The organism is Kitasatospora sp. NPDC059599, from assembly GCF_042735125.1.
Taxonomy (GTDB): Bacteria; Actinomycetota; Actinomycetes; order Streptomycetales; family Streptomycetaceae; genus Kitasatospora.
In genome coordinates this window covers 1-12899 of sequence record NZ_JBHWCL010000216.1, presented here as the reverse complement: position 1 = coordinate 12899, position 12899 = coordinate 1, and the positions used below count along the sequence as shown (strand labels likewise).

General features: G+C 77.0%; 13 protein-coding genes. 6 read left to right on the top strand and 7 right to left on the bottom strand.

Going from position 1 to position 12899, the window contains the following annotated elements; genetic code table 11:
* Window positions 1-83 precede the first annotated feature (83 nt).
* From ACFV04_RS41170 to ACFV04_RS41160, 3 genes are all read right to left on the bottom strand, one after another.
* Window positions 84-758, bottom strand: a complete 675-nt coding sequence (locus ACFV04_RS41170; protein ID WP_380536214.1) for an SCO family protein — start codon at window positions 756-758, stop codon at window positions 84-86.
* 76 nt (window positions 759-834) lie between these two features.
* Window positions 835-1587: a YcnI family protein gene (locus tag ACFV04_RS41165; protein WP_380341625.1), complete on the bottom strand. Its 753-nt coding sequence runs from the start codon at window positions 1585-1587 to the stop codon at window positions 835-837.
* Window positions 1588-1771: 184 nt separating this feature from the next.
* Window positions 1772-2608, bottom strand: a complete 837-nt coding sequence (locus ACFV04_RS41160) for a hypothetical protein (RefSeq protein WP_380341626.1) — start codon at window positions 2606-2608, stop codon at window positions 1772-1774.
* A gap of 230 nt (window positions 2609-2838) precedes the next feature.
* Here ACFV04_RS41160 and ACFV04_RS41155 point away from each other — a divergent pair, with 230 nt between their 5' ends.
* A complete protein-coding gene (locus ACFV04_RS41155) occupies window positions 2839-3474 on the top strand; it encodes an ATP-binding protein (RefSeq protein ID WP_380341629.1) in 636 nt (211 codons plus the stop codon).
* 78 nt (window positions 3475-3552) lie between these two features.
* Here ACFV04_RS41155 and ACFV04_RS41150 read toward each other — a convergent pair whose 3' ends face one another.
* The 3 genes from ACFV04_RS41150 to ACFV04_RS41140 are packed head-to-tail and all read right to left on the bottom strand — an operon-like array spanning window position 3553 to window position 7183.
* Window positions 3553-4830 (bottom strand): ABC transporter permease, encoded by a 1278-nt coding sequence (locus ACFV04_RS41150; protein WP_380536212.1) that lies wholly within the window; start codon window positions 4828-4830, stop codon window positions 3553-3555.
* Complete coding sequence (locus ACFV04_RS41145; protein WP_380536211.1) at window positions 4827-5555, bottom strand: ABC transporter ATP-binding protein; 729 nt, start codon at window positions 5553-5555, stop codon at window positions 4827-4829. Before ACFV04_RS41145 ends, ACFV04_RS41150 begins: the two co-directional genes overlap by 4 nt.
* A 14-nt stretch (window positions 5556-5569) precedes the next feature.
* Complete coding sequence (locus ACFV04_RS41140) at window positions 5570-7183, bottom strand: peptidoglycan-binding protein (protein ID WP_380536209.1); 1614 nt, start codon at window positions 7181-7183, stop codon at window positions 5570-5572.
* A 307-nt stretch (window positions 7184-7490) separates the two neighbouring features.
* Here ACFV04_RS41140 and ACFV04_RS41135 point away from each other — a divergent pair, with 307 nt between their 5' ends.
* Window positions 7491-7721 carry a hypothetical protein gene (locus ACFV04_RS41135; protein ID WP_360258526.1) on the top strand — a complete coding sequence of 77 codons (231 nt, stop codon included), beginning with the start codon at window positions 7491-7493 and terminating at the stop codon, window positions 7719-7721.
* Between the two features lie 21 nt (window positions 7722-7742).
* Entirely contained in the window at window positions 7743-9053 is a 1311-nt protein-coding gene (locus tag ACFV04_RS41130; protein WP_380536207.1) for an amidase, read from the top strand.
* 46 nt (window positions 9054-9099) lie between these two features.
* Here ACFV04_RS41130 and ACFV04_RS41125 read toward each other — a convergent pair whose 3' ends face one another.
* Entirely contained in the window at window positions 9100-9741 is a 642-nt protein-coding gene (locus ACFV04_RS41125) for a TetR/AcrR family transcriptional regulator (protein ID WP_380341642.1), read from the bottom strand.
* 203 nt (window positions 9742-9944) lie between these two features.
* On the opposite strand from ACFV04_RS41125, the gene ACFV04_RS41120 reads away from it, so the two are divergent.
* The 3 genes from ACFV04_RS41120 (at window position 9945) to ACFV04_RS41110 (ending at window position 12679) form a co-directional block, all read left to right on the top strand.
* Entirely contained in the window at window positions 9945-10820 is an 876-nt protein-coding gene (locus ACFV04_RS41120) for an alpha/beta hydrolase (protein ID WP_380341645.1), read from the top strand.
* 14 nt (window positions 10821-10834) lie between these two features.
* Complete coding sequence (locus ACFV04_RS41115; RefSeq protein WP_380536205.1) at window positions 10835-11494, top strand: TIGR03086 family metal-binding protein; 660 nt, start codon at window positions 10835-10837, stop codon at window positions 11492-11494.
* A gap of 363 nt (window positions 11495-11857) precedes the next feature.
* Window positions 11858-12679 (top strand): integrase, encoded by an 822-nt coding sequence (locus ACFV04_RS41110; RefSeq protein ID WP_380536203.1) that lies wholly within the window; start codon window positions 11858-11860, stop codon window positions 12677-12679.
* Window positions 12680-12899 lie beyond the last annotated feature (220 nt).

Below are 12899 nucleotides of genomic sequence, written 5' to 3'. Positions count from 1 at the left end.
CGCCACCCCGGCGCCGCCGCCGAGGGCGGTCGCGACGACGGCGCCCAGCAGGGCGGTGCGGCGGAAGCGGCTGGTCCCGGCGGTCACGCCGCGACCCCCTTGGCGAGCAGCGGGAGGTCGTGCTCGTAGGTCTTCTCCTCAGTGCCGCTCATGTAGAGCACGTGCGCCTTGTCGTCCGAGGGGAGGAAGGCCAGCACCTGCGCGCCGTGGGTCGAGGTGACCGTGCCGTCCGCGTTGACCACCGGGTCCTCGATCATGATGCCGAGCGACTTGGCGGCGCTCTTCACCTTGGCGAGGTCGCCGGTCAGGCCTATGAAGTCGCTGCCCATCGAGTCCAGCCAGGTGCGCAGCACCTTGGGGGTGTCGCGCTGCGGGTCGGTGGAGACGAAGACGACGTTGACCTTCTGCCGGTCCTCGGGGGAGAGCGCCTTCATCGCGACGCCGATGTCGCCCATGGTGGTCGGGCAGACGTCCGGGCAGCTGGTGTAGCCGAAGAACAGCAGGGTGGCCTTGCCGTTGGTCTGCTGCCGCAGGTCGTAGGGCTGGCCGGAGGTGTCGGTGAGCTGGAGGTCCGGCTTCTCGAAGTTCCTGGCCAGCTTGGTGCCCTGGTACGGGGTGTCGTCCTTCTGCTGGGTGACCTTCGCGGCGGTGGGGGCGCCGGAGGAGCCGCAGGCGGACAGCGTCAGGGCGGCGGCCAGCGCGAGGGCGGCCGCGCCGGCCAGGCGGGCGGTACGGGCGGTGCGGGCGGTGCGGGACATGCGGGATCCGATCGTGCGCGGTGAACCGCCGGCGGGGCCGCCCCCGGGTGTCGGTGCGGCCCCGCCGGCGCGGGGGTCAGGAGGCGGAGCCGCCGTTCTTGCGGCGCAGGCCGAGCACGCCGACGGCGGTGCCGACCACGCCGACCACGATGCCGACCACACCGAGGGTGCGGGCGGTGGAGTCACTGGCCTTGCTGCCGCCGTCCGAGGACGCGGCGTGGTCCGAGCTGTCGCCGTGGGCGGCCGCGGTCGGGGAGGCGGTGACGCCGTGGCCGTCGCCGGCGTCGGCCTTGGTGAGCTTCAGGACGGGCGCGGGCTTGGCCGGCTCGGGCTGGCCGTCCTTGGACTCGTCGATCCAGCGGACGACGTCACCGTTGTCGTAGGTCTGCAGGGCCTTGAAGACCAGGCTGTCCGAGTCGGTCGGCAGCGGGCCGAGCGAGACCCGGAACTCCTGGAACTGGCCGGGGGCGATCTTGGTGCCGGCGTCGGCGGTCCAGGTGATCTTGGAGACGGCCTCGTTGACGTCGTTGCCGTGGACCTTGATCGGCTTGTCCAGCTTCGACTTCTCGACCGCGGCGGTCCAGCCCGGCAGCGGCAGGGTCCGGACCGAGGCCAGCGGGTGGTCCAGCGGGAGGTTGACCTCCAGCTTCACCGTGCTCGCGGTGTCGCTCTCGTTCGGCACCCGGAAGTCGACGGCCGTGTAACCGCCCTGGGCGGCCGCGCCCGGGTTCACGGTGACGTGCGCGAAGGCGGGGCCGGCCAGCGCCACCACGGAGGCGGCGGCGGACAGGGCGACGGCGGCGATGCGACGGGTGGAAAGGGAACGCATGATGCGGGGTCTCCGATCGGAGCTCGGCAGGCCGGGACCGGGCGGCGGACGGAGCCGCGCCTCGGGGGCCGCGCGTGGGGACGTGTGGGGGCAGAGCCTCGGGCCGGACCCGGAGGTCGGGACGGCCCGGACGGTGCGCACGCCCGGTACCCGGCACGGCCCGCAGGCCGCCAGGAGGCACGGATCAGTGCGCGAGGACCCCGCACGGCGGCCCGCGCCGCACCACGCTGTGCCGCAGCACGGCACCCGTCGGGAGCGGGGACTCCCCGCCCCGGGCCCCGAACCGGCGGACCGGACCGGCCACGCCGAACAGACCGCGCAGCAGCGCGGCCGCCAGGACGAACACCGACCGCAGCGGCGCCGCCCAGTGCTCCCGGGCCGCCGACGCGGCCACCCGCAGCAGCCGCCACAGCGCCGCCTCGCCGCGCCGCAGCCACCAGCCCGCGACCAGCGCGGCGGCCAGGTGACCGGCCAGCATCGACGGCGTCAGGCCGAACACGCCGTCCTGCCACCACGGCGCGGCGGCGAACGCGTGCGGGTCCAGGCCCGCCGACGAGACCAGCTGCTCCGGGGACGGGTTGCCGGGCAGGCCCGCCAGCGTGCCCGGGCGGGCCTCGTTGCAGATCAGCCGGCCGGCCACCTGCGGCACGGTCAGCGGACCGGAGCCGCCGTGGTGCATCCCGGCCATGGCGGCCATGCCGGTGAAGCCGCGGCCGTCGAAGCCGTGGAAGAGGAAGTGCAGTCCGAACTGCCCCGCGCCCAGCGCGCCGGCGATCCCGGCCAGCGAGCGCTCCCGCCCGCCGCAGGCCGCGGCGAGCGCCAGGACGGCGGCGAAACCCGCCGCCAGCGCCGTCGGCGGCACGTTGCCGCCACCGGCCAGGGCGTGCCCGGCGGCCGCTATCAGCGTGCAGACCAGCGCGAACGGGACCGCCCGGGCAAGCCGCAGGTCCCAGGCGGCGGACCCCACCGGCTGGGCCGGTCCGGGGGCGCCCGGGAGCGGGGCGGCGGCGAGGGCAGTCATGGCCGGGCCATCCTCTCATTGCGTACACCGCCGACACGGGCAGGGTGGGAAATCCCTACGAATGCCTCTTTCGGCGGCGGCGTGCGGGCCCGGGAGCGCGCCGCCCGGCACAGACCCCGTCCCCCAGTCCATCCGCCGAACGGGCGGTAGCGGCCCCCGGGCACGGTTCACCGCCGAATCGCCCGGAGATACCTAGTTGTATGTGGAGCCGCAGCCAGGAGGGACCTCCCGTGGACATCCGGTGGACTCTGCACCTCAAGCGCGACCCGGCCAGCGTCCCGCTGGCCCGGCGCATCCTGCTCGGCGCCATGGCGACCGCCGGCGTCGACCCGCAGATCGCCGACGACCTCGGCGTCGCGCTCAGCGAGGCCTGCGCCAACGCCGTCGAGCACGGCGCCACCGGGCGCGCCGACGACGGGTTCCAGGTCAGCGCCTCGATCAGCGGGGACCGGCTGCGCATCGAGGTCACCGACTCCGGCCCCGGCCTGCCCGCCCCCGCCGCCCCGCCGGTCCGGCGCCCGGCCGCCGCCACCCCGAGCCGCCCGGCGGCGACCGGCCGGGGGCCCCACCGTTCCCGCCGCGGCCGCGCCACCGTCCCGGCCCGGGTCCTCACCGCCCACCCGCCCCGCCGCGACGGCCACCCGTACGACACCCACGTCCTGCCCTGCCGCCCCGCGGCGCCCACCCTCCGCCCGGTCGACCTCGACGCCCTCCCCGACCTCACCGCCGAATCCGGCCGCGGCCTCTTCCTCATCCACGCGCTCACCGACCACGTCCAGCTTCGCAACCACCCCCTGCGGGGCGCCATCGTGAGCTTCGACAAGATCCTCAAGTGGCAGGACGGCGCGCTGCTGCGGGCGTCCTGACGGAGCTGCCGGGGAACCCGCCGAGGTCCCTCGCGCCTCTCGCCCCTCGCGCCCGTGCCGGGGACCGACGGGGCGCGGTCAGTGCCGGAGGGCTTCCGCGGGTTCGACGCCGGCGGCGCGCAGGGCCGGGTGGAGACCGGCCAGCAGGCCGACCAGGCTGCCGACGAGCGGGGCGGGCAGGACCACCAGGGGCTGGAGCAGCGCGGTCCAGTCGCGGGCCAGGGCGACCAGCACCACGACGACCACGCCGAGGGCGGTCCCGATCAGTCCGCCGAGCGTGCCGAGGACGGTGGACTCGGTGAGGAACTGGGCCGCGATGTGCCGGGGTCGGGCGCCGAGGGCGCGACGGAGGCCGATCTCGCCGGTGCGCTCCAGGACCGCCACCAGGGTGGTGTCGGCGATCCCGACCGCGCCGACCACCAGGCAGACGGCGGCCAGCAGCAGGAACAGCCCGGTGAGGTCGGTGGACACCGAGTCCCGCAGGGTGTGCGGATCGGGCGGGGCGACGGCGGTGAAGCGGGCCGGGGCCTCCGGCCGCAGCGCGGTCGGCGCCTGGGCGGCGACCAGCCCGGCGGCGCCGGTCCGGGTGCGGACCACCATCCTGGCGCGGCCGTCCTCGCCGGCGCGCGGGTTGCCCCAGAGCGAGCGGGCGGTGGTGGCGGGCACCATGACGTCGAGTACGGCCGCGGGCAGCCGGGCGCTGTCCTCGATGATGCCGATCACGGTGAAGCCGGTGCCGTCGACGAACACGGCGGGATGGGCGTCGAGGCGGGTGATGCCGAGCCGGGCAGCGGCGGCGGAGCCCAGGACGGCGACGCGCAGGGCGCGCTCGCTGTGGAACGCGTTGTAGACGGTGCCGGCGCGGACCCGGGCCTCGATCGCGTCGAAGCCGCCGGGGGAGAGCGCCAGGACGTTCAGTCCGGCGCCGGCGCCCGGCCCGGGCGCCGGGGAGCCGGAGATCTTCGGGGCGGTCAGCGGCGCGCTCCAGTAGACCCCGGCGGCGACCGCGCCGTTGAGCCGGGAGACCCGGCGGTCGGCGTCCTCGGGGAAGTCCAGGGCGGCGCGGTGCCCGCCGTCGGCGAGCAGCACGTCCGGCCCGGTGTCGACCACGGTGACCGTGGTGTTCTGCAGGGCCGAGAAGCGCTTGCCGATCTGGCCGGTGGCGCTGGAGGTGAGGCCGAGCACGGCGACGAAGGCGCCGACGCCGAGGACGGTGCCCAGCAGGGTGAGCGCGGAGCGGCCCGGGCGCTGCACCGTGCCGGACAGCGCCTCGCCCAGCAGGTCGGTCAGCGTCAGCCGGGAGAGCGGTACCCCGGTGCCGGGGCGGCGGGTGCGGCGGCGGAGTAGCGGTCTCACCGTCCGCCCGCCGTTCCGGGCGCGGTGAGCCGGCCGTCCCGGATGGTGACGGTCCGCCGGGCCCGGTCGGCGACCTCGCGGTCGTGGGTGATGACCAGCAGGGTCAGTCCGTCCTCGTGCAGTTCCTCGAACAGTTCCAGGACCCGCCGGGCGGTGGCCGAGTCGAGGTTGCCGGTGGGTTCGTCGCACAGCAGCAACGACGGCCGGTTCACCAGGGCGCGGGCCACCGCGACCCGCTGCCGTTCGCCGCCGGACAGCCGGGAGGGCAGCGCCTCGGTCCGGTGACCGAGTCCGACCCGCTCCAGCACCTGCCGGGCGGCCTCGGCCCGGCCCGCGCGGGGCGAGCCGGTGTACACCTGGGCGAGCATCACGTTCTCCGTGGCGGTCCGGTGCGGCAGCAGGTGGAAGGACTGGAAGACGAAGCCGATCCGCCGGCCGCGCAGCGCGGTCCGCCGTGCCTCGGAGAGCGCGCCGGTGTCGACGCCGTCGAGTTCGTAGCTCCCGCTGCTGGGGCGGTCGAGCAGGCCGAGCAGGTTGAGGAAGGTGGACTTGCCGGAACCCGAGGGGCCGACCACGGCGACGTACTCGCCGGCGGCGATCTCCAGGTCGTGCGGGTGCAGGGCGGTGACCGGCGGCGGCCCGGGGTAGGTGCGGGAGATCCCGCGCAGCCGGATCACCGGCGGGCTCCCGTGCTCCGGGGCGGTGCGGTGGCCGGCGCTGCCCACCGGGTGTTCCCCGCTCACCGGCCGACCACGACCTGCTCGCCCGGCGCGAGGGCGGCCCCGGTGGCGGGCCCGACCTCGACGAAGCCGTCCGCGACGACGCCGGCCGTCACCTCCACGGTGCGCCGGGAGCCGTCGGGGGCGGCGACCGACACCGAGGTGCGGCCGTCGACGCCGGAACTGATCGCGGAGGCCGGCACCGCGAGCACCTCGCCCGGGGTGGAGGCGGCGACGACGGTGATCCGGACGTCCTGGCCCTCCAGGGCCGGGTCCCAGGGCGCGTCGGGGGTGACGACCAGGGGGACGTAGGGTTCGCCGCCGCCGGGGGGCTGCGGCGTCGGGCCGGCGGTGCCGCCGCCCGCGGGGCTGCCGGGGGTGACGAGCGAGCCCACCGAGCCGACCTCGGCGTCGAGCCGGACACCGGTGGTCTCGGACAGGACGGTGACCTTCATGCCGGGCTTGACCAGGGGGGCGTCGCCGGGCAGCAGCCGGCCGGTGAGGTCGAGGCCGCCGGCGGTGAGGGTGAGGACCGGGGCGGTCACCCTGTCGCCGACCCGGGCGCCCACCGCGCTGACCCGCGCGGGCAGCGAGGGGAGGAACACCACTTCGGCCGCGGGGAGTTGGGGGCCGTCCTTGGCCTGGACGCGGGCCAGCTCCTGGCGCTTGGCGGTGAGGTCGGCGCGTGCCCGGGCGAGGCCGCCCGCACTCCCGGCCGCTGCGCCGCCGGGCGCCGTTGCGGGGGGTGCCGTTGCCTCGGGTGCCGTTGCCGTGGGTGCCGTTGCCGTGGGTGCCATTGCCGTGGGTGCCGTTGCTCGGGGCGTCGGCGCCGGGGCGGAGATCGGTGGCCCGGAGACCGGTGGCGCGGCCGGGGTGCCGGGCTGCGCGGCGGGTGCGTCGGCGCCGGGCGCGGGTCGGCTCTCCAGGTCCTGGACGGTCTGTTCGGCCTGCTCCACGGCCTGCCGGGCGGTCCGGACGGCCGCGGCGGTCTGGTCGCCGGTGGTCGGCACCGGGTAGCCGAGCTTCCGGTAGAGCCCGGCCACGGCCGTCTTGGTGGCGGCCCCGAAGTACCCCTCGTCGTCGCCGCCGGCGTAGTACCCCATGTCGCGGAGCACGCCCTGGAGTTGGCCGATGTCGCCGCCGGACTCGCCGGGTGCCATGTCCCGGTAGGCGGGCACCGTCCCGGGCAGGGCGATCACCGGCCGGCCGGAGACCTCGGCCAGCACCTGGCCGGCGTTCACCGCGTCCCCGCTGCGGGCCCTGAGCGCGGTCACGACCGGGGTGCCGCCGCCGGGGCCGCCGCTGCTGGCGGAGACGGTGGCCGGCTGGACGGGGAAGGACCGGCCGGCCGTGAACACCCCGCGCAGCACGGTGGTGGTGGTCAGCACCCGCCGGACCACCGGGGCGGTGAGCACCGAAGCGGGGGGCGCCGCTGTGTCGGCGGCGGCCTGCTCCGGGGAGCGGACGAGGGTGGCGGCCCACAGTCCGCCCCCGGTGGTGACCGCGGCGACCAGCGCCGTCACCGCGACCACCCGCCGCCGTCGGCGGCCGACGGAGCCCGCCGGGAGGCCGGGGTCCGCCGCGGTGGCCTCGGCGGGGTCCGCTGCGGTGGCCTTCGGCTGGGGCGTGTCCACGGGTTCCGTTTCTGACGCGTCGTCACAAGACTGAATGGTGATGGACGTTCGCGCGCCGGTCGGCTCGCCGGGCGCCGGATTCGCCAGTCGACCATAAGTCACATCACGGGCCCGGCGCAGCGGTTCCCCCGGGCCCGGTCCGGGCCGCGCGCGGCGACCCGGCCCGGCCGGGGCCGCCGACCCGGCCGACGCGGAGGGTCACCGCGCGGCACCGGCGTGACCGTGCGCCGTGACCCGGAAGTCCGCCCGTCCCGCCCGAGGTTCCGCTCCGGTTGCCGGGGGTGGGGGGCGGTCGGACGATGGGGGCATGATGCACCAGATGCGAGCCGAGTACGGCGCCGGCGGCGCGGCCGAGGGGGTGCGCCTGTGGCACATGGTCCGGGGCGAGGAGAGCGTGGCGATGTGCGGCCGGGAGCTCGATCCGCAGGCCGCGGTGCGGGAGGCGGTGGACTGGGGGAAGACCCCGGAGCTGTGCTGCCACACCTGCGGGGCGTACTTCCTGCGTGAGGCGCCGTACCTGGCGGCCGAGCACCCGTAAGCCCGGTCTACTGTGCTCGGCATGGACGAACCCCTGGTCGGGCCGCGGTCGTTGACCCGCGAGGCCGCCGCGCTGCGCACCGGGGAGTCCCGGCTGCCCGAGTGCGTCGACCGGTTCTGCGCGCGGGTCGAGCGGGTGGACCCGCTGATCCACGCGTTCGTGCCCGAGCCCGGCCGGCACGACCGGTTGCGCGCGGAGGCGGAGCGGGTGGCGGCGCGGTACCCGGAGCCGGCCGGGCGGCCGCCGCTGTACGGGGTGCTGGTGGGGGTCAAGGACGTCGTGCACGTGGACGGGCTGCCCACGCACGGCGGGTCGGCGCTGCCGCCGGGGGTGCTGGCCGGGCCGCAGGCCGCGGTGGTGGACCGGCTGCGGGCGGCGGGGGCGCTGGTCGCGGGCAAGACGGTGACCGCCGAGTTCGCCGCGAGCGCCCCCGGCCCGACCCGCAACCCGCACCACCCGGGGCACACCCCCGGTGGCTCCAGCAGCGGTTCGGCGGCGGCGGTCGCGGCGGGGCTGGTGCCGCTCGCGGTCGGCACCCAGACGGTCGGCTCGGTGATCCGCCCGGCCGCGTACTGCGGGGTGGTGGGTTTCCGGCCGACCTACGGGCGGATCCCGATCGACGGGGTGATCCCGAACGCGCCCAGCCTCGACACCCTGGGGGTGTTCACCGCCGACCTGGCGGGCGCGGCCCTGGCGGCCCCGCTGCTCTGCGACGACTGGCGGCCCGCCGGGCCGGGCCCGGAGCCCGTGCTCGGGGTGCCGGACGGGACGTACCTGGAGTGCGCCGAGCCGGCCGCGCTGCGGGCCTTCGAGGAGCAGGTGGAGCGGCTGGCGTCGGCCGGGCTGGTGGTGCGCCGGGTCGAGTTGTTCCCGGACTTCGCGGAGGTACGTCGGCGGTTGCAGACCGTGAACCGCTTCGAACTGGCCCGCAGCCACGCCGACTGGTTCGCCCGCTTCGGCGGCCTCTACCGGCCGGAGACGGTGGCGGGCATCCGGGTCGGCCGGGGCGTCGCGCCCGAGGACCGGGCGGCCGCGCTGCGGTTCCGGGAGCGGCTGCGGGAGCGGGTGGACCGGGCGGGCGCGGCGGCCGGGGTGGACCTGTGGCTGGCGCCCTCGGCGACCGGCGGGGCGCCGGAGGGCCTGCACGGCACCGGGGACGCGGTGATGTCGCTGCCGTGGAGCTTCCTCGGGCGGCCGGCGCTGAGCCTGCCGGCCGGACGGACCCCGGCGGGGCTGCCGCTGGGCCTCCAGGTGGTCGGTGCGGCCGGTGACGACGAGGCACTGCTGGGCCGGGCGGCCGGGCTGGAGGCGGTGCTGGCCGGCAGCCGGTAGCCGGTAGCCGAGGCGCACCCGGCCGGGGTCTCGGCCCTGTCCGGACCTAGGCGAGCGCCGGGTCGGCCGGGTCGGTGGCCTCGGCGCGCAGCAGGCGCAGCAGCAGGCGGCCGGCCCGTTCGTACGGGGTGGCGTCGTCGTGCAGCACGGCCTGCGAGTTGGCCGTCTCCAGGACGGCGATCAGGGCGAAGGCGAGGTCCCCGAGGTCGGTGTCCGGGCGCAGGGCGCCGGCGGCACGGGCGTCGGCGAGGGCCGCGGTGACGGTGTCGGACCACTCCCGGGCGCAGCCGGCCAGGGCGTCCCGGACGGTGCCGGGGCGGGCGTCGAACTCGGCGGTGACCTCGTAGAAGAAGCAGCCGCCGGGGAAGACCCGGGCGCGCGAGTAGGCGAGCCAGCCCTCGCACAGGGCGCGGACCCGGGGGAGGCCGGGCGGGGCGTCGGCGACCGGGGCGACGACGGCGTCGGCGAAGATCCGGCGGGCGGCGCGGACGGTGGCCAGCTGCAGCTCCTCCTTGGAGCCGAAGCCGGCGAAGACGCCGCTCTTGCTGAGCCCGAGGTCGGTGGCCAGCCGGCCGATGGAGAGCGCGTCCAGGCCTTCGACGGAGGCGATGCCGACGGCGCGGTGCAGGACCGCCCGGCGGGTCTCCTCGCCGCGCAGGACCCGTCCGTCCGTGGTCGGTCCGGCCATGGCCCGCCCCCCGTTCTCGTCGCAGTGCGTGCCGCCCAGGGTAGTGCGTGCGCGGTGCCGAACCCTTGGAACCGCACCCCTAAAACTGCACGAACGGTCGTGCTAATATCTCGCCGCGATCCGCGCACCACGCCCGGGGCGCGTGCGGGAGCACGGCCCCGCCCCCGCCAGGAACACCCGTCCGCACCCGACAGGGAGACCAGATGGACCCGGCCCAGGTACCGATGGCACTGATCCGCACCGCCCTCAACCCCACCGCCCGCATCGCCCCCGGAGCCGCCGGCCGGGCCGCCTACGAGTTGTTCGTGCACCCGGTCCGGCGCAGCCGGGTGCGCCCGTCGGAACGGGAGGTCCACGGGCAGGCCGTCACCGAGCGGCTCACCGTGAACGGCAAGCCGGTGGTCGGCTACCGCTGGGGCAGCGGAGAGCGGCCGGTCCTGCTGCTGCACGGCTGGCGCTCCCGGGCCTCCCGCTACGCGCCCCTCGTGCCCCGGCTGCGGGAACTCGGCCTCAGCGCGGTCTCCTTCGACGCGCCGGGCCACGGCGACTCCGGCGGACGGACCACCGGCGTGCCGGAGTACCGCGAGCTGGCCCTGCGTCTCCAGGAGCGGTACGGGCCGTTCGAGGCCGTCGTCGCGCACTCCCTCGGCGTCTGCGCCGCCTTCGGCGCGCTGGCCGACGGCCTGCGGGCGGGCCGGCTGGCGGCCGTCTCCGGGGTGTCCCGGGTCGGCTTCTTCCCCGCCGCGTTCTGCGCCGGGCTCGGGCTGAACGCCGGGGTCGAACGGGCGCTGCGGGCGCGGATCGAGCGGGAGCTGTTCGGCGGGGACGCCGGGGGGTGGGAGCGCTTCGACGCCGCCCGCCGGGTGGCGGACGTCGACCTGCCGGTCCTGGTGGTGCACGACGAGGCCGACGACGTCGTCCCGTTGAGCGAGGCGCACCGGCTCCGCGAGGCGTACGGGGAGCGGCTCGACCTGGTGGTCACCCGGGGGCTCGGCCACCGTCGGATCATCGCGGAACCGGCCGTCGTCGACCAGGTGATCGGATTCCTGGCGGCGGGCCTGGAGGTCGCGGCCGGATGAGTACTGTCGCTCGTATGGACATCGTCGAACTGCACGCACGCTCACTGGAGTTGGCCGCCGGGGTGGTGGACGCCGTCCGCCCGGGCCGGCTGGACCTGCCGACCCCGTGCGCGGGCTGGACGCTGCGCCGGCTGCTGGCGCACGCCGTCGGCCAGCACCAGGGCTTCGCGGCGGCCGCCCGCGGGGCCGGTCCGGACCTCGCGCTCTGGGCCGACGCCCCGGTCGGCGAGGACCCGGGAGGCGAGGACCCGGCGGGCGCCTTCCGGCGCACGGGCGCCGAGCTCACCGCCGCGTTCCGGGGGGCGGCCGCGGCCGGCCGGCCGCTCTGGCTGCCCGAGATCCTCACCACCGCGCCGGTCCCGCTGGAGCGGGCGGTGGGCTTCCACCTGCTCGACACCCTGGTGCACGCCTGGGACGTCGCCGCCGCCCTCGACGTGGGGGCAGCCGCCGCCCTCGACGCGGGCACGGGCGCGGTCGTCGAACTCGGCGCGGCCGTCGAGCGCGAGGAGGCGCTGATCGCCGCACTGGTGGCGGTGACCGAGGCCGTCCCGAACACCCCGGAGGCCCGGGCGCCGGGCAAGGCCTTCGGACCGGGCCTGCCGCCCGCCGGCGGTGCGGGCCGGTTCGAGCGCGTCCTGGCGCTGCTCGGCCGCGATCCGGCCTGGAAGCCGTAGCGTCCGTCGACGCAGCCGGGCCCCCGGGCCCGCCGGCGGGCCCGGCTCAGCTCCGGTCGCGCTGCTCGTCGGGGAAGCGCGGCCCGCCGATCAGGTAGAGCAGCGCGGCGGTCGGAAAGCCGAGCGAGGCGGCCAGCAACACGATGAACTGCCAGAACATCTTCCGCTCCTCGTCAGTCACGGGCCGCCCGGACACCCGAAGGTGGTTCCAAACCCGACCCGCCCCGATCGGCCGAATTGTCCGGTCACTGTCCGACGGTATGGCCGAATCGCCCCCACTGCCACCGGGCGCCCGGCCCCGCCCCGCGCCACACCGGCGCAGGGGTCTGGGCGCGGGCCGGGGGCGGCGTCCACACTGTCGGGATGCAGCTACAGCTCGCAGGGGAAGCACGACGGCCCGACCGCGAGAGCGAGGACTTCGCGGCGGCCTCGCCGGAGGCGTTGGTCCTGCTGGACGGCGCGAGTTCGCCGGCCGGCCTGGAATCCGGGTGTCGGCACGGGACGGCCTGGTACGTGCGCCGACTGGGCGTGCACCTGCTCGCCCGGCTCACCGACCGGGCGGACCGCTCGATCTCCGAGTGCCTGGCCGACGCCATCGTGGAGACGGCCGCGCTGCACGGCGGCCGGTGCGACCTGGCCCATCCCAACACCCCCGCCGCGATGGTGGTCGCGGCGCGACGGCACGGTGAGGCGCTGGAGTACCTGGTGCTCGGCGACTCGCTGCTGGTGCTGGAGTTCAAGGACGGGCCGCCGAAGGTGATCGGGGACAACCAGCGCTTCCCCGGCGGGGAGGGGCTGCGCCGTCAGGTCTGGTCGACCGTGCCCGGCTCGGCCGAGCGGACGGCGCTGCACATGGAGTACGCGCTGGCCGTCCGCGCGGCCCGCAACCGGGGCACCGGCCCGTGGATCGCGGCCGCCAGCCCGCGCGCGGCCGAGCACGCCGAGACCGGCTTCGTCCGACTGGACCGGCTGCACGCGCTGGCCGCCCTCACCGACGGCGCCTCGCGCTTCACCGAGCGCTTCGGGCTGGGGAGTTGGGGCGACGTGCTGCGGCTGCTCGCCGAGTCGGGGCCGGGTGAGCTGATCGCCCAGGTCCGTGCGGTGGAGCGGGCGGACCCCGCCTGCGAGCGCTGGCCGCGCGGCAAGACGCACGACGACGCCTCGGCCGTGTACGCGCTGCTCTGAAACCCGCCGCGCAGGCACCTCCGCGGAGCACAGGTCCGTCCAGGGAGCGGAGGTCCGTCCGGAGACGGCGGGGTGAACACGGACCGGCGAAGTAACTACGGACCGGCGGGGTGACCACGGACCGGCGGGGCGGGCGCCCCCCGGGGCCTGGCGCCGCCCCCCCCGGGCGGCGGCCCGGAGCGACGTGGCGGCGGCCGGGTCGGGGGCCCGCCCGCCGGCC

Bases quoted from the DNA above. Each gene is read 5' to 3' on its own strand.
- ACFV04_RS41170 (WP_380536214.1), bottom strand. From the start codon at position 758: ATGTCCCGCACCGCCCGCACCGCCCGTACCGCCCGCCTGGCCGGCGCG.
- ACFV04_RS41165 (WP_380341625.1), bottom strand. From the start codon at position 1,587: ATGCGTTCCCTTTCCACCCGTCGCATCGCCGCCGTCGCCCTGTCCGCC.
- ACFV04_RS41160 (WP_380341626.1), bottom strand. From the start codon at position 2,608: ATGACTGCCCTCGCCGCCGCCCCGCTCCCGGGCGCCCCCGGACCGGCC.
- ACFV04_RS41135 (WP_360258526.1), top strand. From the start codon at position 7,491: ATGATGCACCAGATGCGAGCCGAGTACGGCGCCGGCGGCGCGGCCGAG.
- ACFV04_RS41130 (WP_380536207.1), top strand. From the start codon at position 7,743: ATGGACGAACCCCTGGTCGGGCCGCGGTCGTTGACCCGCGAGGCCGCC.
- ACFV04_RS41125 (WP_380341642.1), bottom strand. From the start codon at position 9,741: ATGGCCGGACCGACCACGGACGGACGGGTCCTGCGCGGCGAGGAGACC.
- ACFV04_RS41120 (WP_380341645.1), top strand. From the start codon at position 9,945: ATGGACCCGGCCCAGGTACCGATGGCACTGATCCGCACCGCCCTCAAC.
- ACFV04_RS41115 (WP_380536205.1), top strand. From the start codon at position 10,835: ATGGACATCGTCGAACTGCACGCACGCTCACTGGAGTTGGCCGCCGGG.
- ACFV04_RS41110 (WP_380536203.1), top strand. From the start codon at position 11,858: ATGCAGCTACAGCTCGCAGGGGAAGCACGACGGCCCGACCGCGAGAGC.